The organism is Paenibacillus sp. NPDC056722 (assembly GCF_042790635.1).
GTDB lineage: Bacteria > Bacillota > Bacilli > Paenibacillales > Paenibacillaceae > Paenibacillus_AQ > Paenibacillus_AQ agri.
On the sequence record NZ_JBHTYV010000002.1, the window covers coordinates 743,748 to 764,125 of the forward strand.

Here is a 20,378-nt window from a genome sequence, read left to right on the forward strand (position 1 = left end):
TTCCGCAGTAGTGACGACTGAGCCTTACGTTTGGTTCTTACGTTCGGTTCTTACGTTTGGTTCTTACGTTCGTTCTTACATTCGTTCTTACATTCGGTTCTTATGTTCAGTTCTTACGTTTGTCTTATAGAGCACGTTATTCGTCAGATGGACCAGTCATTATGAACAGGCGGTAGAGCTTAAGACGGTATTGTCTCAGCGTTTAAACTGGAAGCTGTCTCTAAATTAAAGTGGTTGGCCGGCCAACCTTTCATGCTCTGGTTCAATGTGAATCATCACCTGGGCACGTACGAATGTTGCTTTAATGGTTTGTTCAATTTCGTCGCATAGCTGATGCGCAGTTTCAACATCCATCGTGGAAGGGATGACCAGGTGGAAATCCACATACTCTTCCGGACCCGATCTGCGGGTGCGAAAATCATGAAACTCAATATATCTCTCTTGGAAGGATTCAATGAGACGCATAATTTCATTCTCCTCTTCCTCAGCTAATCGCGCATCAATCAAAGGAGGAAATGATTCCTTGAGCAGCTTGAAGGCTTCTCTCATAATGTACAGGGCCAAAACAATCCCGATTACCGGATCCAGTATCGTCCATCCCGTGAGGGTAACCAATAATAAACTGAATGCAACGCCCAAAGATGTGAAAACATCGGTAAGCAGATGCAGCGCATTTGATTTCATCGCCACAGAATGAAGTTCTTCAGCTTTCTTCTTAACCTTCAGAGAAACCACAAAGTTGACGCCACCCCCAACAACCATAACAAGGATTCCCAAGAAGGGAAATGCGATTTCCGTCGGGTTCATTATTTTATGCACACACTCATAAATAATCCAGATCCCAGCTACAAAAATAAGTAACGTTTCAACTGTGCCTGAGATATTCTCTACTTTACCGTGGCCATAAGGGTGGCCTTTATCCGCAGAACGCGCCGAAATCCGCACCGAAATAAAAGCAATCAACGAAGCAACCAAATCCAGCGCGGAATGGATCGCTTCTGAAATAATGGCCACAGAACCTGTAACTATTCCGACAACAAGTTTTAACGAAACAATGAATGTGTTGCTAAGCACAGATAGGAAAGCCGTCTTCGAACCATTCAAGAGCTTCACAACCTTTTTCCAGGATTAAGTAAAACTTAACAGACAAATAGCGAGTGGGTCTAGAGAAACCTTGTTGTGAAACCACAATGAAGTATGCCCTAATTTAAAGTTTTTCCAATGGGAAAGAAATTAAGCAATACTCCTTTGAAAATAAAGCCTCATCAGACAGCGCTGTGTCACCAAAAAATGACATAATCGCTGACTCTCCATTCAAATATATGTGTACAAAAAGAGCCTGCCCTCTGAAGCTGCAAGCCCTTTTCCTTATTTCGTATTTAACAAATGATCACAAAGAGTGACATACATCCCTTGCATTTGGAGTGACTTTAAAAGATAAAGTGGATTAACATCGATCGGCGCTATTAATTTCACAAGTGATGCAAATTCCTCAAATGTTGGCGCAGAACCCTTTAGTAAGTAATCGTCAGGAACTGAAAATAGTTCATTGCGTCTTTTTATATCCTCTATCTTCTCCCGATGAAAGATATCCAGTTGCTCATCTCTTTCCGCAGTTTGCTCTGAAAGCCGCCGGTTTAAAATGTACAATACATCATTTAATGATCGGGTTTGCTTCTCCGTGAAATCATGATCGAGCAAGAACATGAAATAAGGATATTCATCAGAGGCAACCACCGTTCTTATTAGTTTGATCTGATATCTCAGAAGCTCCAGTTGTTCTTCAATGCTCATTGAATCTCCACCTTTATTTTAAATATTCGCCTGAGTCTATTTCAGAGAAATTACATTGTAATATTTAATGCGTTCTATTTATAACATGTGAAATTAAGAATATTAAGCAAAAACACTAAAGGTAATCTGACGATATCGCCTTATGCACAACAAAAAAACCCTTGCAGCGCAAGGGTTTGGGTAATTTAGATGTTGGAGCGGGTGATGGGAATCGAACCCACGCTATCAGCTTGGAAGGCTGAAGTTCTACCATTGAACTACACCCGCAACAGAAAATTTAATACAAGAGATATCTTATCATTCTTTAGCCTGAAATGCAATACTTGGATATGCCTAAGTTGAAATTTATGGAATCAGTGCGGCATACCCAGCATCGAGGACTGGAGAAACGAGACCTCGAACTCCGCCGCCCGGATCGGCTTGCTGAACAGAAAGCCCTGCCCCTCATGGCAGCGCTGCTGGCGCAGGAATTGCAGCTGCTCCTGATTCTCGACGCCTTCGGCGGTGACTTTGAGCTTCAGGTGGTGGGCCATGGACGTAATGGTCGAGACGATAGCCGCATTGTTGCTATCCTCCATCACTTCGGCCACGAAGGAGCGGTCGATCTTCAGCCGGTCAATCGGCATATTCTTGAGGTAATGCAAAGAGCTGTAGCCTGTGCCGAAATCGTCAATACTGATGAACACACCAAGCTCCTTGAGCCGTTTTAACTGTTCGAATGCTGTCTCCTTGTCCAGAGTCATGCTCTCCGTAATCTCAAGATCCACATAACTTGGGTCCAGCCCGATTTCTGATAAAATGCTGCCGATCTTGCCGGCCAGGTTGGGCTGCAGGAACTGGCGCATCGACAAGTTAATGGATACGCAGATGGGCCGGTAGCCAGCCTCCTGCCATTTTTTATTTTGCAGGCAAGCTGTCCGCAGCACCCATTCCCCTATCGGTACAATGAGCCCACTCTCTTCCGCAATCGGTATGAAATCGGCCGGGGAGACCAGCCCGCGCTTAGGGTGATTCCAGCGCAGCAGCGCCTCCATGCCCACAATTTCTTCCGTTTCAAGCTCTACCTGTGGTTGGTAAACCAGATAAAATTCGTCCCGCTCCAAGGCTCTCCGCAGATCATTCTCCAGCTTCAACCGCTCCTTGGCCTTCATTTGCATAGCTGGTATGTAGCGCCTTATATCTACGCCCTGCTCCTTAGCATTATGCACGGCCGTATCTGCATTCTGGATCAATTGTTCAGCCGTCTCTCCATCCCCCGGATAAATGCTTAGGCCCAGACTCAGGGAAATATGATATTCACTCGATTCAAGATTAACCGGCGTCTCAAACAGCCCCAGCAGCTCCCTGGCCCGAACCAGACTGTCCTCCAGGCTGGCCTTCTCCTTCATCAGAAAAGCAAACTCATCTGCTCCCATGCTAAAGAGCTCTTCATGGGACTTGACCTCGGAACTGATACGCTGGGAAACCATCTGGAGAAGCAGATCCCCGGCAAAATGACCCAAAGAGTCATTGATATTTTTAAAATGATTAATATTCAAGATGGCGACTGCGGAGAGACTCCTGGCCTCGTCCTTGTTCGTGTTCTTGATCATTTCTTCTACGCGCTGCATCAGACGGCGCCTGTTCGGCAGTCCCGTCAGGTCATCATGAAAAGCCAGATAATTGATCCGGGCTTCAATCTGCTGTTTCTCATGGAAGGGCTCTTCAATCGTCAGCCGATAAACCCCGGTAAGCAGGAAATAATAGGCCACGACTCCACAGATCATCCCGAACAGATAATCCACATCGCCGAGATGAAGAGGATACATATAGAACGTTTGCCCAAGAGCGAAGAAAATCAGCGCCCGGATGATGATCAACAAGGATGCGGATTTCTCCTGCTTGTCTGGAAAGAGTATAGCGACCACGCCGATCAAATAGAGAACAAGCACGGCAATATCTACAATTTGTTTCAACGTGCTCTCACCGGCATCCGTCAGCAGTTGAGGGAATATAGTTCTTCCGAAAAAAAATACACTCAGGGACAGCACAATAAGCACAAGAGACACCCGAAACACTCTGCTTTTATGAGAATAAGAGACGGCAGGAGCTTTTCTACTAAAAATAAACAGGATGCCAAGGGCACTGGCCAGACGCGATGAGGTCAGCAGCCACAATGATTCATCAGAGCTTATGTAGGAAGATATCCAGGGAATGCCGACAAAGCTGAGCGTATGCAGGAAATCAAAGATGCACACTCCTAAAAATAGCGCAGAGGCGTAGAGTCTCGCTTTGGACAATCTGTTCGAGAAAAATAGCCAGCCCTGTGCAAAAATTGCAAACCCGAAAGCAACACTGCAGCAGCCTGCAATAAGGTATAACGCTGCCAGCAAGGACCAGTCCTCATCCAGATTTAACGATGAATGAAAAATCTGAATCAGAAGGAACAGCAGCGCCCCCAGTATAGCCGCACGAATTGTTTTTTTCTCTTCTTGTCTCATAAGTCCCTCGCGTCCAAAAAATGATATCTATATTCATATCTAATGGAATGGATTTTTTTACCCTATTTATAAATATCGGTTGGTTGGGTCTATAAAGTTACAGCGTTCTTTCGACAATAAAAAAGTGTTATCGACAGGTATCCCCATTCTTCTACCTATATTTTTGCATGTTAACGAAGATGGATTTATCATTTCGCAAAAAAAAGCACCTTCCCCAAAGCGGGGTCAGTGCTTATAGCGAAAGCTGCCGTTTATTTTTCCCCAAAGGTAACTTCCGGTGTCGTGAGCTTGTCATAGAAATCTACCGATTTGTCCTTGTCTTCCGATGAACGGAGAGCCATGGCTGAGCGGGGATGCTCGTCAAGCGTACCGGTGATCATGTAAGGAATGATATAGCCCCACTCCTCTTTTTCACGCAGTGGAATCATCAGGCGTTCCACAACGTCCAGCACCGGGCGAAGTTTGTAATTTGTATTTTTCAAGTGAGTCACGAGCAGTTCTGTCGGGCAATTCCCCGCTGCACGTCCCATACCGTAGCAAGAAGCATCCAGCAGTTCCACGCCGTTCTCAGCAGCTACAAGCGTATTGGAGAATGCCAGCTGCAGGTTGTTGTGTGTATGAACGCCCAGACGTTTGTTCGGAAGATGTGTCTTGAACTTGTCCACCAGGTACTTCATATCATTGTGATCCAGGCTGCCGTAGGAATCTACGATGTACACTACATCAACAACGCTCTCGTTAATCAGTTCGAAAGCTTCCAACAATTCGTTCTCCATCACATTGGACAGCGCCATAATGTTGATAGTGGTCTCATAACCAAGATCATGGAAGGTCTGTACCAATTGCAGCGCCTTGTCTACATCTTTGCTGTAACAAGCCACACGGATCAGGTCGATCATGCTCTCGCTGCGGGGCAAAATGTCATTCTCATCCACACGGCCGATATCAACGAGCGCAGAGAGCTTCGTGTGCCCTTTTTGCGGGATTACTTTACGCAGGAAGTCATCGTCCAGGAAGCGCCAAGGGCCAGCGCCTTCGGCACCCTTCAGCAATTTGGGCGAATTCTTGTACCCGATCTCCATATAATCAACACCTGCTTCATTCAAGCCGGCGTACAATTGTTGAACAAATTCCACACTGAAATCCCAGTTATTCACTAGACCTCCGTCGCGGATGGTGCAATCGACGATTTTGCTCTGATTAGTCTTCACGATTCGTTCTCCCTTCAACTATGCAATCATGGATTATCGTTCAATAATACTTTAATGAAGAATAAAATGTAAAGATATTTTCCTACAGGCAACAATGACGAAAATCACAGAGTTTGCCCATGAATCATGCTACATTACAGAAAAAGACAACTGAGATTGATTATCAGTATCTTATGGAGGGTTCTTATGACTCTGCACCTCTGTTCTCTGCTTCAACTGCCAACCGGCTCTACCGGTTCCATTCATAAAATAGAAGGCATCAATCCCATCCTCCGTCGGCGTCTGGCCGATCTTGGCGTTCTGGAGGGTGTCCGTATCCGGCTTAAAGGAAAAGGTCCCTTTCTGGGACCCATCACCCTGGAATGCAACGGTCAACTGTTTGCCATCCGCCGGAAGGAAGCTTCCAGAATAGAGGTTAACCTCTCATGAGCGCTATCGCACTGGTCGGCAATCCCAATACCGGCAAGACCTCTCTTTTCAATACGCTGACTGCTTCCTACGAATATGTAGGGAACTGGGCGGGTGTAACCGTCGAGAAAAAAGTCGGCAGTCTCAAAAACGGCGCAGGCAAGCTCATCGACCTGCCCGGAATTTATTCACTCCACCCTCTCTCCCGTGATGAAGGCGTGGCTGCCCAATATCTGATTGAAGAATCGCCGGAGGCACTGATTAATATTGTCGATGCCTCCCAGTTGGAGCGTAACCTGTTGCTTACGCTCCAACTGCTTGAATACGGCAAACCCGCCGTGCTGGGTCTGAACATGATTGATGTGGCTACAGCACGCGGCATTCATGTCAACTACGAGGTCTTGCAGGACAGGCTTGGTATTCCTGTGCTTCCGCTGGTAGCGAGAACCGGCAAGGGATGCAAAGAAATTCTGAGTCTTCTTGGGCAATCCGCCGACATCCCGCCTGTCCGCTTCAAGCTTCATTACGGTGAAATTGCCGAAGCAGCCATTTCTTCGATAGAGCAGGAACTGCAACATATGAAGGATTTGCCGAACCACCGCTGGATAGCTCTACAACTGATGGAGCAGAATCCCGTTGTCTTAGATTTCCTGAAAACCCGTATGGATATCAGCAAGTTAGTGAAGCTTGGCGATGCCTGTCAGAGCAAGTTGCAACGAAAGAATCTAGCCTTGACGCTGCCCCAGTGGCTCCGTTCAGTCCGGATGGACTATATTCGCTCGTTATGCCTGGAAGTGCTGGACAAAGCAGATCAGAAGCCGCATAACCTCACCGAAAGACTGGATGCCCTGCTAACGCATCGCTTCTGGGGACTGCCGTTATTTATCTTCATCATGTATGCCTTGTTCAAGACTACCTTCGATTGGGTCGGTGGCCCGTTGTCAGATCTCGTGGACGGACTGATCTCGGGGCCTATCAGCGAAGGTGCCAATTCCTTGCTAGGATTCCTCGGGGCGTCCAATTTTACGCACGCGCTGATCGTTGATGGCATCATTGCCGGTGTTGGTGGTGTGATTGTATTTGTTCCACAGATCTTTATCCTGTTCCTGATCATTTCGTTTCTTGAGGATTCCGGCTACATGGCTCGGGTATGTCTGCTGATGGACAGTACCATGGAACGGATGGGGCTAAACGGTAAAGCCTTTATTCCTTTTATCATCGGATTTGGCTGTAATGTACCGGCCATCATGGCCGCACGAAGCATTGAACAGCCAAAGGACCGGATGCTGACCACGCTGCTTATGCCACTGATGTCCTGTTCTGCACGACTCCCGGTGTATGCGCTGTTTGCAGCAGTTTTTTTCCCGGGACGGCAAGCCTTTGCTGTGCTGTCGATGTATGTTCTAGGCATTGTCTTTGCGTTGATACTATGTAAAATATTCTCCAGGCTCCTCTTTAAAAATGAGTCCTCTGTCTTCATGATTGAGCTGCCTCCTTATCGGATGCCGCAGATCAAGACCCTGTCCCGCAGCACGTGGGAGAAGGGTAAAGGCTTTCTGCGCAAGGCCGGAACCATCATTCTGGCGGGTTCTGTTATCATCTGGCTGGTCTCCTATGCTGGACCTGGTGGATTCGATGTCGCGATGGATGACAGTTATCTTGCCAAATTCGGCGGTCTGATCGCTCCACTGCTGGCGCCGCTCGGTTTTGGCACATGGCAGGCAGGATCCACACTGGTTCCCGGTTTTTTGGCTAAAGAAGTTGTAGTCTCCACCATGAACATCATCTATCATGCCCCGGATACTACCGGGCTGGAAAACCAGATTTCACAAGTGTTCACACCACTGAGCGCCATCAGCTTCATGATCTTTATTCTGCTCTATATTCCATGTCTGGCTACTGTCGGTGTGATCAAGAAGGAGACAAATTCCTGGAAGTGGACGTTCTTTTCCATGGGCTATTGCCTGGTACTGGCCTACACCGTATCGTTTCTTGTTTTTCAGAGCGGAAGGCTGTTTGGGTGGTCGTAAGCTGAGAGATTTGTCAGATTAATCGAACCGCGAACAGCGGTAGAAGGCGGGGCAAAAAACATGATCAACGTTATCATCATTGGGCTTGTATTCGGCTACTCAGGCTGGATGATCTACCGTCATGTGCAGAAGGGAAAACAAGGCGCTTGTGCCGGCTGTGACAAAGGCAAGACCTGTGCTGCAGCTTCGCTTGACTCCCCGTTCTCCTGTGGGGGAGAAAGCGCCAAAGGCAAACACTGAGCCGTACGGAGGGCTGGTTTCCATTAATATCTTGGTTTAATTAGCTTCGGTCACGGGTATGTTTTTGTTATACACAGACTGCAGACTAGACCGAGGAGGTGCACACGATGGGTGCCAAAAGAACGTTATTTACTACCGCGGCATTAGGAGCTGTATATCTGTTGCGGAATAAAAAGACCAGAGACAAATTGATGGACGGCATTCAATCCGTTGCCGAGCAAATTCGTTCACGAAGACCCGGCAATTGATTTTGGATAGATCCGTTAAGAACGGAACAAAGGCAGTGCTTTCCCGACAAATCGGGAGGCACTGCCTTTTCTATCTGAAGTGAGCTTATTGTACTCCAGCTTACTGATCTAATCTGTTGCGCCGCCCTTTGGCAGCAATGCCTGGCTGAGCAGCCATTCCAGAAGCGTGCGCACCATAACGCCTGATGCCCCCTTAGGATTGATCCCGCGTTCTCTTGCCAAGAACGCCGTTCCGGCAATATCAAGATGCACCCAGGGTAGACCTTCGGCGAAGGTGCCGATAAACAGTCCGGCGGTCGTTGCGCCGCCATATCTTCCCGCACTGCCGCGGATATCCGCTACCTCGCTCTTGAGCATATCCCGAAATTCGGGATATGCCGGAAGCTGCCATATCTTTTCACCGGCACTGTCACCTGCCGCCATAATCTCTTCTAGCAGGGCTTCATTATTCGTTACAGCACCAGTAGCAATATCGCCCAGCGTAGACAGTACAGCCCCTGTCAGGGTTGCCACATCCACAATGCGCTCCGCTCCCCATTCCCTAATGTAGGTGAGCGCGTCTGCCAGTACAATTCGTCCTTCCGCATCTGTATTGAGCACCTCGATGGTTCGTCCGCTGTAGGAGGTGACGATATCACCCGGCTTGAATGCATTTCCTGCCGGCATATTCTCCGCCGAAGGAATCGCCATCACTACATTGATGGGCGGACGCAGACGCCCCAGCGCCTCCATAACGCCCAGTACTGCAGCGGCGCCGCCCATATCACTGATCATGTCCTCCATGCCGGGCGCCCTTTTCAGGGATATCCCTCCTGTGTCGAAGGTGATGCCTTTGCCGACCAGCCCGATGACATTCTCCCACTCCCCCGTGCCCTGATAGCGGATTACGATCATTCGAGGTGGATTAACGCTGCCCTTGCCCACAGCGATTAAACCACCCATACCCTTTCTAGCGATCTCCTGCTCATCCAGTACCTCTGCCGGAAAACCGTATCGTTCTGCTACAGCAATAGCCGCAACGGCCAGATCAGACGGAATCAACAGATTGCCCGGCGTATTCGTCAAGTCACGTGCCAGATTCGTGCCCTCACCAAAGGCTTGCCCTCGTTCAAGCCCTTCTCTCCAACCAGCCGCTCTCTCCTCTTCTGCCTCACCCTCCTGATGGATCAACAGATGATCTATACCGAACTGGGACTGATCCAGCTTATAATGCTTCCGGCGGTAAGCCCCTAGTATAAAGCCTTCGCTCAGCGCTTGTGCAGCCTCCATGCCCGACAACCCTGCTGCGCGCAGAGCGAAGTCCTGCGGCAATTGCAGGATCACTCGCTGCATCTTCAATCTGATCGCTGTACGGACAAGCTGAGCCGCCCACAGCCGTAAGTCTGATTTATCAAGAGGACCAACCCCTACTCCAGTCAAAATGCCCAAAGAACAAGCCGGATGATCTTCCAGCGGTAACGCGTAAGTCTGATTCACCTTACCTTCAAACAATCCCGCCTTGTTCAATCCGTGCAACCGTCTGTCCCATTCTGCGGATACACCGCCATGCTGAGCTTCTGATTCCGAGATCATCAGCACAAGGGCATCGGCCTGTGCGGAATCGGTCAGTTTTCCACTGCTCCATTCAATATTCATTATAGTCCCTCCATCTGTCGTTCCCAGAAGTCTAAGATTTTATTGTAACACAGAACAGGCTGATCTCCTGTAAGGTGAGGGATCTGGGCTCTCAACCTGACAAAATATCAACCTGTCTTTTCCCGCTATGGAACTAATAATTGAAGCAACATACCCTATACAGGTCTACTATTGAATCAGAGGCAGCGAAATTACAAACTGCGTGCCCTCATTCAATCGGCTGTTGACGGAAATGCATCCCCCATGATTTTTAATAATCCGGTCACTAACCGACAGTCCAAGTCCCGTCCCATTCTCCTTGGTGGTGAAGAACGGGCTAAACAACCTGTCCAAGGTGAGGATGTCCATCCCCTTACCGTTGTCGGAAATAAAAATGCGGACCTCTGCGCCCTCTCTCCGTGCGCCGATCTCGATTTTACCCATATCACTGTCCATCCGGTCTGTAATCGCTTCCATTGCATTTTTTATCATATTCAGAACCACCTGCTTCACTTGCTTCACATCCACAGATATGATCAGGTCGTTTTGAAGTTGGTGGAGATTGATCTGGCAGCCCTTCATTAGAGCCTCACTCTCAGTCAAAAGCACAACTTCTTTAAGCAATGCAGACACTGAAATCATTCCGACTTGAGGTACAGAAGGTTTGGAGGAGGTCAGAAATTCATGTATAATATCGTTCGCCCGGTCAATTTCGGCCAGTATAATTCTGGCATACTCTTCTTTGCCGAGTTGGTGCAGGTGTGGACGGAGCAATTGGATAAAGCCGCGGATTGCGGTCAGAGGATTGCGGATCTCATGGGCGATGGACGCTGACAGCTTGCCCAACATAGCAAGATTGTCATTTTGGTAGGCGGTTTGCTCGATCAGCTTGTAATCGGAGATTTCTTTTACCGTAAATAGATAAGAGCCTTTCAGTTGTTCCCCCGAGGATAGAGTAACTCTCCAATAACGGCCGAATTCATCAATATATTCATAACTTGATTTCCCCTTGTAGACCGTCTCACGGTAAGTACGTAGTATTAGCTTCTTCTTGAAGCGGCTTAGCTGAACATGGGCCAGCAGATGAGACATCGTGCATCCAACCAACGAACTACGCGGCAGGTCCAGCATCCCGTACATTTGCTTGTTCACAAAGCTAAGAACTCCCTCTTCGTCAAAAAGCATGATCCCACTGTCAATGTGCTCCAGAACATCCTCAAAAGTCGTGTCCAACATTCCTGATTGAAACGTTCTTGCCGTTAAATGCAAGCTTTCTTGAAATTGGCTTATCACGATACGAAGTTCCCCCTTCTACTGCAAATGACGAAGCGCTCAACGACATCAAATGACTATGTATTTGAGTATATGACGAAGACGCCAGAACATTCGGTAATCGTTCTTTATTATCCAACCGTTTCAACTATATTCCAATCATATCCAAGTAGAGAAGACAACGCAATCAGAGAAACTGTCGAATAGTAAAAATAATCATAAAATGATACATAAGACATAGTATTTTTCTCAATAAAGTTAAATTTAGTCCCGAAGCAGCATAATGAAAGGGTACACACGTTCCTGATTTTACATTAATAACGACATACAGAGCGATTTTGACATAAAAAAGAACCTCTACAGCAGCAGAGGCTCTTTTTCATGAAATAGCAACTTGTCGTTCTATGCTTTTTGCTGAAGACGGTGACGACGCTGGCTCATAACTGCCAGTCGCTTCTTCAATTCACGTTCCCATTTGGCATCCTGAATCTGCTTGGCAAAAGCAAGCAGGTCAAGCGCCATGTCAATTTGACTGCGGACAATCGCCAGCGGGTCCTCACTCTCGACATTCACGACATTCTCGAAGACCGCTTCATCGTCCTCCATGACGTAATCCTGGAAATCCACATCCGTTACACCATCGCCATGCGCATATTCCGCAAGAATTTCATATTCATTCTCAACCTTGTAATGTACCTCAACCCGGTGGCACACCGGGCAAAAAAGCAGGGGAACATTATGGACTTGCGTGCGATAATGTTTTAGGGTTCCCGTTGTTCCTACCATACTCGCTCCACAGCAAAAGCTCATGATTGTTCACCCTCCTTGGATGATCCGATATTTGTGAATTACGTATTATTGTATTGTATTACGCTTCTTTTATAAAAATACAAACGATTTGGAGCAAAAAACCCCCTTGTCGGGAAAAATCCCGCAAGGAGGTCCTTGTCAGCTATCAAAGATCACAATGCTGAATGAACGGATTACAAGTTCTTGTCGCCTGGTTTCCAGTTCATTGCGCACAATCCGCCGGATTGCAGTGCTTGAAGCACACGAAGCGTTTCTTCCACGCTGCGGCCTACATCATTGTGGTTAACAACTTGATATTTCAGTTCGCCTTCAGGATCGATGATGAACAGACCACGCAGAGCGATACCTTCTTCTTCGATCAGGATGCCGTAATCTTTGGCAACCTTCTTCGTAAGGTCAGCTGCAAGCGGGAAGTTCAATTGGCCAAGGCCATTGGAATCCTTAGGTGTGTTGATCCATGCTTTGTGGCTGTGGATCGAGTCAGTGCTGGCACCCAAAATTTCAGTGTCAAGCGCCGCAAATTGAGCAGCAGCATCGCTAAGAGCTGTGATCTCAGTTGGGCATACAAATGTGAAATCTAGTGGATAAAAGAAGAATACAAGCCATTTACCACGATAATCGGACAAGCTAACCTTTCCGAAATCCTTACCATCACCCGATACAGTCTCCAAAGTGAAATCCGGAGCCGGTTTACCTACCAAACGTTCTGCCATTGCTTATTCCTCCCTTGATTATGTAAGAAAAACAACAAGTCTGCATGATTTCCGAAGAAAATCAGGAAGCCGGTGTCTTTCTTGAATTTTGATGGACAGTTACTGTCTTACTGCTACATACCAAATGGTATCATCGCACAAAATCAAAGTCAATATTACATTCATTATTTTTTTATAATAATTATAATTAAGCAACTTTTTGTGACGTTTCAGTACATGCTTCCCGATTCAAAATGAGATCAGCGACGGGTTGGTAACGATTCTTTAGGCTTTGCGGATAGCCGCTGCAATCAGGTCGCCCATCTGCGTGGTGCTGATCGCTTGGCTCTTATCTACAGCGATATCGCTTGTACGGTGACCCGTATCCAGCACTTCCGCTACTGCCGCTTCAATGGCATCCGCTGCATCTTCATAACCGAAGGTCAGGCGGAACATCAAGCCCAGGGACAGAATGGTCGCAATTGGATTGGCAAGACCTTGGCCTGCGATATCAGGCGCGGAGCCATGTACCGGTTCGTAGAGGCCGTAGCTGCCTTCGCCCATGGAAGCGGAAGCCAACATTCCGATGGAACCTGTCAGCATAGCTGCTTCATCACTCAGGATATCTCCGAACATGTTCTCAGTAACGATAACGTCGAAGCTCGACGGACGACGCAGAAGCTGCATCGCGCAGTTATCTACCAGTACATGCTCCAGCTCGATGTCCGGGTATTCAGGAGCCACTCTGTTTACAACCTCACGCCACAGGCGCGAAGTCTCAAGAACGTTGGCTTTATCTACACTGGCCAGCTTCTTGCGGCGTTTGCCGGCAATTTCGAACGCCTGGCGTACGATGCGCTCAACTTCTGTAACATTGTATACGCAGGTATCCACTGCTTCTTCGCCATGCTCACCTTGACGGCGAAGCTTGTCCCCGAAGTAAATGCCGCCTGTCAGCTCGCGCACAACCATGAGGTCTGTGCCTTCCAGCACTTCCGGTTTCAATGTGGACGCATCCTTCAGACAATCAAAAACGTTAGCCGGACGCAAATTGGAGAACAATCCAAGGGCTTTGCGAATACCCAGCAGACCTGTTTCCGGGCGCAGCTCTTTCGGGTTGTTATCCCACTTCGGTCCGCCTACAGCACCGAGCAATACAGCATCTGCACTGCGACAGATTTGCAGTGTATCTTCTGGAAGCGGTGTGCCTCTCTCGTCAATGGCGATGCCGCCGAATAGCGCATGCTCCGTTTCAAACTTGTAGCCGAACACTTCTTCTGTTACCTTCAATACTTTTTCCGCTTCAGCCACAACCTCAGGTCCGATTCCATCCCCTGCGATTACCGCAATCTTCTTAACCTCGCTCATTCCAGTCACTCCTCAAGTGGTCTGCAGTCACACAGACATAGTTCTTCTTTCTATTGTTGTATCATAACGGACAGTAAACAACAAAGATATAAATTCTATTGAGCTTATAGGTATATCCTATAGGGTTACTCTTTTCAAATATATAAAGATTAACTTAAGATCCTAACGTAAGACTCGGTCGTCACTACGGTGGAATGTTTGGACTTTTGGCCGCTGTTGTCTCCAGGTTTCTTTCCATTGTACTTATATAGAAAGATTTACTACTAGATTTTACTTTACCTGTTGAGCCGTTTCAGCTTCATAGTCCGTCGCCATTCCTTGATCGGTTGTTGCCAATCGTCTTGTCATAAATGTACAGATCAAGTGCTGTTATACCTCTGCGGGCAAGCTTCACAAAGAGTACAAAGGCATACAGACCCATTCCAAGCGTAGCCAGCCATAGCAACACACCGAATACACTTAGTCCATTTAATAAAAATAATCCTCCCGATGTACTCGACATTTCAACTCCCCCTTTGAAGTAAAATTTCTATGAATATCATGACTGTACTCGATCTGTAACAATTTGTAAATGAGCTTCATTATTGTTAGTTTCACAGCTCAATGGGTATAACATAGCTCATGTATAAATGTTCCCTCATACATTTGCTCTTGACCCAGAAGTTGGTTACACTTAATAAGTAAAAGAAAAAGCAACCGGTTTCGTCCTATTTCAAAATCATTGAGGGAGTGATTACACCGTGCAATACGCTAAACTTGGTAAATCAGGACTGAAGGTTAGCCGCCTCTGTCTGGGAACAATGAATTTTGGCCCGTCTACCGATGAAAAAGAAGCATTCCGGATCATGGACGCCGCGCTGGATGCAGGAGTCAACTTTTTTGATACCGCTAACATTTATGGATGGGGCGAAAACTCCGGCCTGACAGAGACCATTATCGGCCGCTGGTTCAAGCAAGGTGGAGGACGCCGTGAGAAGGTTGTCCTGGCGACCAAAGCCTATGGCTCCATGAGCGACAAGCTGGACGGTCCTAATGATGAAGCTGGCCTCTCCGCCTACAAAATCCGCCGTCATCTGGAAGGCTCCCTGAAGCGTCTTCAGACCGATCACATCGAGCTGTACCAGATGCACCATGTGGATCGCAGCGTGTCCTGGGACGAGCTGTGGGGTGCCTTTGAGCTGGCTGTGAGCCAGGGTAAAATCGATTATGTCGGCTCCAGCAACTTTGCTGGCTGGGACATCGCTGTGGCCCAACAGGAAGCTAAGGCCCGCGGATTCCTGGGGCTTGTCTCCGAGCAGCATAAATACAGCCTTACCTGCCGCCTGCCGGAGCTTGAGGTACTGCCAGCTTCGCAAAGTCTTGGCCTTGGGATCATCCCTTGGAGCCCGCTGGACGGCGGCCTGCTAGGACGCAACGCCCTTAAGAAGATTGAAGGCAGCCGCAGTGGTGGCAATACGGAGCGCGTAGAGCAATACAAGAGCCAGCTTGAGGCATTTGCCGGGCTGAGCCAAGAACTGGGTGAGCCACAAGACAATATTGCCCTGGCTTGGCTACTGGCCAATCCGGCGGTCACCGCACCGATCATTGGACCGCGCACGCTGGAGCAGTTCGAAAGCGCACTGCGCAGCCTGGAAATCGTACTGGACGAGTCCGTACTGAAACGTCTCGACGAAATCTTCCCTGGTCCGGGCGGGGAAGCTCCGAAAGCCTACGCCTGGTAATCCCCAGTAAGACTGATAATACATGGTAAGACCAGAAAGCTGTACGGTAAGCAATGAATCTGATCGCATTTTAACTCGATATCTGTAAGCAGAACTACAATCAACAAAGGGAGCTGTCTCTCCCCGGTCTTGTGCCGGTAGGGACAGCTCCCTTTAACATTGGCTCTACTATTCTGTTGTATCTGCGGTGATACCACCATTGCTTGTAGAGATAGTAACTTTATAAGTACCTTTGCCGACTTTAGCCGTGCCGCTGGTATCGCTGCTGCGTTCCCAATTCACATTGCCTTTAAGTGAACTGTTACTGGTGTCCGCGGAGATAGTGGCATCAGTAGCTTCTGGTATTCCCATGACAACGGAGCCATTGCTCGTTGTCAGTCTCCAATCCCCGGTTACCCCGGAGTTTACCGTTATTTTGCCGTTGCTGCTCTTGGCAGTCAGGGCTCCATCCACTTTATCAAGCGTCATCGATCCGTTGGAGCTGGCCAAATCTACTTCGCCCTGAATATTTTTCACCGTAATCGATCCGTTACTGGAATGGGCTGTCAAGCCGCCAGCAATATCATGCAGGTTCATCGCCCCGTTGGAGGTATCCACCGTCAAACCAGACTGAAGTCCGAATGCCTCAATAGAGCCGTCGCTGGTGATCACTTCTACGGACAGATTCTGCGGCACACTCACATTCAGATAGGGGCCTTTGCTATAGAAGCCAAACTGTATATTGGAAAGCCAGTTATTGTTGCCAGCCAGCCTAAGAACCAATGTATCCCCTTGGGTTGTGATCTCCCATTTTTTGTCCAGGTTACTCTTCGCTTCACTTTCTGAATCACCGGGAAGCAGCAGGCTTCCCTCATATTGAACCTCGGCCTTCTCTGCTTCTCCCTTTACGGTTACTTTGCCATTCGGCAGCTCTATCCTGACCGCCTTGACCTCAGAGCCCGCCTCTGCCGTTCCGCTCATCGCAACCAACTGGTTATTGCCGAACAATCCACCCAGCGAACCTCCAGCATAAAGAGACTGACCTCCGCTTGCAGCAACGAGAAGAATGATTAAAACAATAGCCCACCCGCTTACACGGCTCTTGGCATCTGAGCGGATAAAGAGTCTAAGCAGCATCTCCAGACCGAACAGAATCAGCAAGGCGGGCCATAAAAAGCCCAAGGCAGCGTAGCTCAACATACCATACTGGGCCAACGCAATAATAGCGCCAACCGCGATACAGCCGATCGCTGCGGTGAAACTTCCGATTTTCCATCTACTCATTGACACAACTCCCCGTTTCTTAGGCTCTTGTATTACTCTTGAGCAATTTCAGCCCGTAGCCAATCAGCACCAGCGAGAGTAGAATCGTGCCGAAATTGATCTCTGACAGAATGTCCCACAGTCCTGGAAACGCTGTAATCATCAGTAGCAGAATGCCGCCAACAACACAGCCAATCCCTACCCAGGCCGGGTTCATATCATCCTGCGGGTATCCCGGCATTGAATGCAGATCCATCGTCCACGGAGCGCCGAAGGCATCCGGCTGGAACATCATTCGTTCATGCTCTGCTGCTGCAATCTTCATCCAAGCGGCTTTTTGCAGCGCATCAAATAACTGATAGAACCATAATGCCGCCAAGGCGAATGGAAAAATCATCGGTTCAGACGGAATGCAGATGATGCAGATGGATGCTCCGATCATAAACTGCAGGCCCTGTTTTTTGAACCCTAGGTAAAGGTGACCGACCCCTGGAACCATCGCCAGAAAAAAGGTAAGCCAGCGTCTCTTTCTAATCATACAATATCCTCCCATAATTTGTAATGTACTAATCTTAGTGATTGCAGATCATTCGTTATTTATTGGCTCTGAACCATGAATTCACCGAGGTTGACACATGCCCGTTGATCTCCGTGATTCCGTAAGCCAAATTCTCAAAGACACCGAGCTGGAGCAGCAGGAACGTCAAGCAGGCCGCAAGACCATAGTGCATCCAAGAAGTTTTGGGCGCGAACCGTCGTCTTGCGAGCGTTCCTGTAATCGTACGCTCTCTTCGCTCGGCTTCTAGCGATTCAATATGAGCCATCACATCTGTTTTCAAATCTGGATACTCCATGGGCTCCTCTGTACCCGGCAGCCAGGCTTCCATATCGGTCCACAAAGCTGACATTTCCCTGGCTTCTTCCAGCCACTGGGCACAATCGGGACAGGACTCGATATGCAACCTGATGCTCAGCTCCATCTCAGGAGACAGCTGACCGTCTATATAATGCGGCATCCATTCTTTAACTGTTGCACAATTCATCGCCATTCCTCCCCTTGTTTGCGCATCATCTGTCTGGCACGATACAGCTGTGATTCCACTGTTTTGACGGAAACACCCCGCTGCTCGGCAATTTCCTGATAGGAGTGTCGCTGAAAATAGTAGAGCTGCACAACCGACCGGTACGGTTCCGCTAGGCTGTTCAAATTCTCATCCAGTTCAGCAGATGCTTCTTTACGAAGCGCTGCGTGCTCTGGTGTCTGCGACGTCACCCAATCATTCTCTGTGTACTCAGCCATACTGCGGTGCCGCCACTCCCTGTCGTTAGCCCGTTTCCAGTCCAGACAGGTTCTGTAAGCAATTCTGTATAGCCAAGTGGAGAAGGAGGATTGTCCCCGAAAGGAGGGGAGCGCTTTGTAGGCTTTGATGAAAACCTCCTGGGCCATATCCTTGGCGGACTCGGCTTCTCCTGTAATCTTAATACATACTCTGTACACCATGCCCTGATAACGTTCCACCAAATGTCCAAACATTTGATGTTCGCCTCTCAGCACAGCGGATATCCACTCCGCCTCTTCCAGTTGTCTCCCCTCCTCCTGCTTCTTTTAGTTAGACGCCCGGCAGCGCGGTTTCCCTGCAATCTTTTCACATTATTTTTTAATTTGGGACCAAACAACTGGCTTCTTCCAATCATCTATAGAACAAGTCATTACCATTATAGAGGGAATGATGCCTTTTTTGTCGAATTAAAGCTTCAGTCTCCTGAATACTGAATTTTTTTTGAGTGGGAACTTGAACTTGTGGTCGCTTATTTGTACATTGAGAAGGAACGATTCTTACTAACGGATAGGGAAAGTATGGAAATTGCATGTCAGCTTTGCGTTTTTTGTGCAGGTAGCAGACAGAAACTCCATTAACAACGAACTCTTTTATATACGGAAATTGAATCTAATTCAGTAGTACTGTCTTGCAAGATAAAACTAAGTCTGAGTGGTGGGATAGTAATGATCCAGGCAATACTAGTGGACGATGAGCGGCTGGCCTTGATGAAATTGGAGCATATGCTTAAAGAACTAGGAACAGTGAATGTAGTGGCCACATATACGGACCCTGTGGAAGCGGTCAAAGAAGCCGGAAAATGGAATGCGGACGTTATTTTTCTGGATATTGATATGCCGGAGATGAACGGCCTGCAGGCTGCAGAAATCATGCATGAGCATACCCCTGAGGCTGATATTGTATTTGTGACAGCTTACAACAATTATGCCTTGGAAGCATTTGAAGTCAACGCATTGGACTATGTACTGAAGCCAGTTATCCGTGACCGGCTTTTAAAGACAATAAGTCGTTTGGAGGAACGTACACAACGAGTGACCAAGCAGGTAATTCCCTCGGATACGCTCATGGTCCGCTGCTTTCCTTCTCTGCGTTTTGAACGGGGAGGCGTACCCCTGAACACAATTCGCTGGCGGACCAACAAGGCACAGGAACTGTTCGCTCTTCTGCTCCATAACCGTAACCGTTTTGTTAGTAAAGATACGCTGATAGATATGCTGTGGCCCGACTTTAATCTTAAAAAAGCTTCAACCCATCTCTATACTACAATCTATCAAGTTAGGCAATGCTTGAGGCAGGCCGGTATCGAGCTGCTGATTAACAATGTCAGTGGTGGTGAGGGCTATACCCTGGAGAGCGGTTCGATGCTAATTGATTCCGTCCAGTGGGAAAACGGTATTCTTACGCTTGATCCCATCGACGATAGCAATTTCAATGATCATCAACGGTTGTTCGATCTTTATTCTGGAGATTATTATGGGGACTACGATTATCTCTGGGCGGAAAGCGAACGACAGCGGCTTCGGACTATTTGGTTGCATCATGCCATTGGGACCGCCGATTACTATATTGGCAGTGGGCGAATTCCTGAAGCTGTGACCGTCTACCAACGGATTGTCCAGCTTCAGCCCTATTTTGAACAAGGACATCTGGGGCTGATGAAGGTCTATGACAGTATTGGAGAACGTTTTGCGGTGGAGGAGCAATACAAAGCTCTCAATGAACTGCTAAAGGATGATCTCAGCACCGAAATGCCGTCCAATATTGAACGCTGGTATTCCGACTGGAAGCTACACAACCTGAAACAGTTGTAGAGAAAACGAACTGATGCTGATTCCGGTCCTATACAAAGAAGCGAGCCTATCTCCGTTTCATCTGGAGATGGGCTCGCTTTTCCTTTAATCTAGACCT

20 protein-coding genes and 1 tRNA gene are annotated in these 20,378 nt (G+C 48.0%); 6 read left to right on the forward strand and 15 right to left on the reverse strand.

All coding sequences use genetic code 11. The features are described 5' to 3' along the window. Positions 1-225: 225 nt before the first annotated feature. The 5 genes from ACFRAM_RS07645 to ACFRAM_RS07665 all read right to left on the reverse strand — a co-directional run bounded on the left by ACFRAM_RS07645 (position 226) and on the right by ACFRAM_RS07665 (position 5,485). Positions 226-1,104: a cation diffusion facilitator family transporter gene (locus ACFRAM_RS07645; RefSeq protein WP_379465539.1), complete on the reverse strand. Its 879-nt coding sequence runs from the start codon at positions 1,102-1,104 to the stop codon at positions 226-228. Between the two features lie 264 nt (positions 1,105-1,368). Then, positions 1,369-1,794: a DUF1878 family protein gene (locus tag ACFRAM_RS07650; RefSeq protein ID WP_379465336.1), complete on the reverse strand. Its 426-nt coding sequence runs from the start codon at positions 1,792-1,794 to the stop codon at positions 1,369-1,371. A gap of 193 nt (positions 1,795-1,987) precedes the next feature. Then, positions 1,988-2,061, reverse strand: a tRNA-Gly gene (locus ACFRAM_RS07655). A gap of 86 nt (positions 2,062-2,147) precedes the next feature. After that, complete coding sequence (locus ACFRAM_RS07660; protein ID WP_379465337.1) at positions 2,148-4,274, reverse strand: putative bifunctional diguanylate cyclase/phosphodiesterase; 2,127 nt, start codon at positions 4,272-4,274, stop codon at positions 2,148-2,150. 251 nt (positions 4,275-4,525) lie between these two features. Then, positions 4,526-5,485 (reverse strand): aldolase catalytic domain-containing protein, encoded by a 960-nt coding sequence (locus ACFRAM_RS07665; protein ID WP_175371195.1) that lies wholly within the window; start codon positions 5,483-5,485, stop codon positions 4,526-4,528. Positions 5,486-5,671: 186 nt separating this feature from the next. Between ACFRAM_RS07665 and ACFRAM_RS07670 the strand changes: the two genes are divergently transcribed. The 4 genes from ACFRAM_RS07670 (at position 5,672) to ACFRAM_RS07685 (ending at position 8,411) form a co-directional block, all read left to right on the forward strand. Continuing rightward, positions 5,672-5,914, forward strand: coding sequence for a FeoA family protein (locus ACFRAM_RS07670; protein WP_379465340.1), 243 nt, complete (start codon positions 5,672-5,674; stop codon positions 5,912-5,914). Continuing rightward, positions 5,911-7,923 (forward strand): ferrous iron transport protein B, encoded by a 2,013-nt coding sequence (feoB, locus tag ACFRAM_RS07675; protein ID WP_379465341.1) that lies wholly within the window; start codon positions 5,911-5,913, stop codon positions 7,921-7,923. The genes ACFRAM_RS07670 and feoB overlap by 4 nt, the downstream gene beginning before the upstream one ends. 60 nt (positions 7,924-7,983) lie before the next feature. Beyond that, positions 7,984-8,163 carry a FeoB-associated Cys-rich membrane protein gene (locus tag ACFRAM_RS07680; protein ID WP_379465343.1) on the forward strand — a complete coding sequence of 60 codons (180 nt, stop codon included), beginning with the start codon at positions 7,984-7,986 and terminating at the stop codon, positions 8,161-8,163. Between the two features lie 107 nt (positions 8,164-8,270). Next, positions 8,271-8,411, forward strand: coding sequence for a hypothetical protein (locus ACFRAM_RS07685; RefSeq protein WP_175371199.1), 141 nt, complete (start codon positions 8,271-8,273; stop codon positions 8,409-8,411). 108 nt (positions 8,412-8,519) lie between these two features. On the opposite strand, the gene ACFRAM_RS07690 is transcribed toward ACFRAM_RS07685, so the two are convergent. The 6 genes from ACFRAM_RS07690 to ACFRAM_RS07715 all read right to left on the reverse strand — a co-directional run bounded on the left by ACFRAM_RS07690 (position 8,520) and on the right by ACFRAM_RS07715 (position 14,669). Beyond that, positions 8,520-10,046 (reverse strand): leucyl aminopeptidase, encoded by a 1,527-nt coding sequence (locus ACFRAM_RS07690; protein WP_379465351.1) that lies wholly within the window; start codon positions 10,044-10,046, stop codon positions 8,520-8,522. Between the two features lie 168 nt (positions 10,047-10,214). Further along, a complete protein-coding gene (locus tag ACFRAM_RS07695) occupies positions 10,215-11,318 on the reverse strand; it encodes an ATP-binding protein (RefSeq protein WP_379465352.1) in 1,104 nt (367 codons plus the stop codon). A gap of 381 nt (positions 11,319-11,699) precedes the next feature. Beyond that, positions 11,700-12,107, reverse strand: a complete 408-nt coding sequence (locus tag ACFRAM_RS07700) for a hypothetical protein (RefSeq protein ID WP_379465354.1) — start codon at positions 12,105-12,107, stop codon at positions 11,700-11,702. Positions 12,108-12,280: 173 nt separating this feature from the next. Continuing rightward, a complete protein-coding gene (locus tag ACFRAM_RS07705) occupies positions 12,281-12,820 on the reverse strand; it encodes a peroxiredoxin (RefSeq protein ID WP_066373272.1) in 540 nt (179 codons plus the stop codon). A gap of 264 nt (positions 12,821-13,084) precedes the next feature. Then, positions 13,085-14,167 carry a 3-isopropylmalate dehydrogenase gene (gene leuB, locus ACFRAM_RS07710; RefSeq protein ID WP_379465355.1) on the reverse strand — a complete coding sequence of 361 codons (1,083 nt, stop codon included), beginning with the start codon at positions 14,165-14,167 and terminating at the stop codon, positions 13,085-13,087. A 298-nt stretch (positions 14,168-14,465) separates the two neighbouring features. Further along, positions 14,466-14,669: a hypothetical protein gene (locus ACFRAM_RS07715; RefSeq protein WP_379465357.1), complete on the reverse strand. Its 204-nt coding sequence runs from the start codon at positions 14,667-14,669 to the stop codon at positions 14,466-14,468. A gap of 238 nt (positions 14,670-14,907) precedes the next feature. On the opposite strand from ACFRAM_RS07715, the gene ACFRAM_RS07720 reads away from it, so the two are divergent. Next, the gene (locus ACFRAM_RS07720; protein ID WP_175371204.1) at positions 14,908-15,888 is read left to right on the forward strand and encodes an aldo/keto reductase; all 981 of its coding nucleotides are present in this window, start codon (positions 14,908-14,910) and stop codon (positions 15,886-15,888) included. Positions 15,889-16,056: 168 nt separating this feature from the next. On the opposite strand, the gene ACFRAM_RS07725 is transcribed toward ACFRAM_RS07720, so the two are convergent. Genes ACFRAM_RS07725 through ACFRAM_RS07740 form a run of 4 tightly spaced genes read right to left on the reverse strand, consistent with a single transcriptional unit; the run spans position 16,057 to position 18,712 of the window. Continuing rightward, on the reverse strand, positions 16,057-17,151 hold the full coding sequence (locus tag ACFRAM_RS07725; RefSeq protein ID WP_379465359.1) for a LiaI-LiaF-like domain-containing protein: 1,095 nt from the start codon (positions 17,149-17,151) through the stop codon (positions 16,057-16,059). A gap of 19 nt (positions 17,152-17,170) precedes the next feature. Beyond that, positions 17,171-17,668 (reverse strand): hypothetical protein, encoded by a 498-nt coding sequence (locus ACFRAM_RS07730; protein ID WP_066373265.1) that lies wholly within the window; start codon positions 17,666-17,668, stop codon positions 17,171-17,173. 55 nt (positions 17,669-17,723) lie between these two features. Continuing rightward, complete coding sequence (locus tag ACFRAM_RS07735; protein WP_175371207.1) at positions 17,724-18,173, reverse strand: anti-sigma factor family protein; 450 nt, start codon at positions 18,171-18,173, stop codon at positions 17,724-17,726. Further along, positions 18,170-18,712 (reverse strand): RNA polymerase sigma factor, encoded by a 543-nt coding sequence (locus ACFRAM_RS07740; RefSeq protein WP_379201249.1) that lies wholly within the window; start codon positions 18,710-18,712, stop codon positions 18,170-18,172. Before ACFRAM_RS07740 ends, ACFRAM_RS07735 begins: the two co-directional genes overlap by 4 nt. A 423-nt stretch (positions 18,713-19,135) precedes the next feature. On the opposite strand from ACFRAM_RS07740, the gene ACFRAM_RS07745 reads away from it, so the two are divergent. Further along, a complete protein-coding gene (locus ACFRAM_RS07745; protein WP_175371209.1) occupies positions 19,136-20,281 on the forward strand; it encodes a response regulator in 1,146 nt (381 codons plus the stop codon). The last annotated feature ends 97 nt before the right edge of the window (positions 20,282-20,378 follow it).

Bases quoted from the DNA above. Each gene is read 5' to 3' on its own strand.
- ACFRAM_RS07670 (WP_379465340.1), top strand. From the start codon at position 5,672: ATGACTCTGCACCTCTGTTCTCTGCTTCAACTGCCAACCGGCTCTACC.
- ACFRAM_RS07725 (WP_379465359.1), bottom strand. From the start codon at position 17,151: ATGAGTAGATGGAAAATCGGAAGTTTCACCGCAGCGATCGGCTGTATC.
- ACFRAM_RS07730 (WP_066373265.1), bottom strand. From the start codon at position 17,668: ATGATTAGAAAGAGACGCTGGCTTACCTTTTTTCTGGCGATGGTTCCA.
- ACFRAM_RS07650 (WP_379465336.1), bottom strand. From the start codon at position 1,794: ATGAGCATTGAAGAACAACTGGAGCTTCTGAGATATCAGATCAAACTA.
- ACFRAM_RS07735 (WP_175371207.1), bottom strand. From the start codon at position 18,173: ATGAATTGTGCAACAGTTAAAGAATGGATGCCGCATTATATAGACGGT.
- ACFRAM_RS07690 (WP_379465351.1), bottom strand. From the start codon at position 10,046: ATGAATATTGAATGGAGCAGTGGAAAACTGACCGATTCCGCACAGGCC.
- ACFRAM_RS07680 (WP_379465343.1), top strand. From the start codon at position 7,984: ATGATCAACGTTATCATCATTGGGCTTGTATTCGGCTACTCAGGCTGG.
- ACFRAM_RS07715 (WP_379465357.1), bottom strand. From the start codon at position 14,669: ATGTCGAGTACATCGGGAGGATTATTTTTATTAAATGGACTAAGTGTA.
- ACFRAM_RS07685 (WP_175371199.1), top strand. From the start codon at position 8,271: ATGGGTGCCAAAAGAACGTTATTTACTACCGCGGCATTAGGAGCTGTA.
- ACFRAM_RS07700 (WP_379465354.1), bottom strand. From the start codon at position 12,107: ATGAGCTTTTGCTGTGGAGCGAGTATGGTAGGAACAACGGGAACCCTA.
- ACFRAM_RS07745 (WP_175371209.1), top strand. From the start codon at position 19,136: ATGATCCAGGCAATACTAGTGGACGATGAGCGGCTGGCCTTGATGAAA.
- ACFRAM_RS07705 (WP_066373272.1), bottom strand. From the start codon at position 12,820: ATGGCAGAACGTTTGGTAGGTAAACCGGCTCCGGATTTCACTTTGGAG.
- leuB (WP_379465355.1), bottom strand. From the start codon at position 14,167: ATGAGCGAGGTTAAGAAGATTGCGGTAATCGCAGGGGATGGAATCGGA.
- feoB (WP_379465341.1), top strand. From the start codon at position 5,911: ATGAGCGCTATCGCACTGGTCGGCAATCCCAATACCGGCAAGACCTCT.
- ACFRAM_RS07660 (WP_379465337.1), bottom strand. From the start codon at position 4,274: ATGAGACAAGAAGAGAAAAAAACAATTCGTGCGGCTATACTGGGGGCG.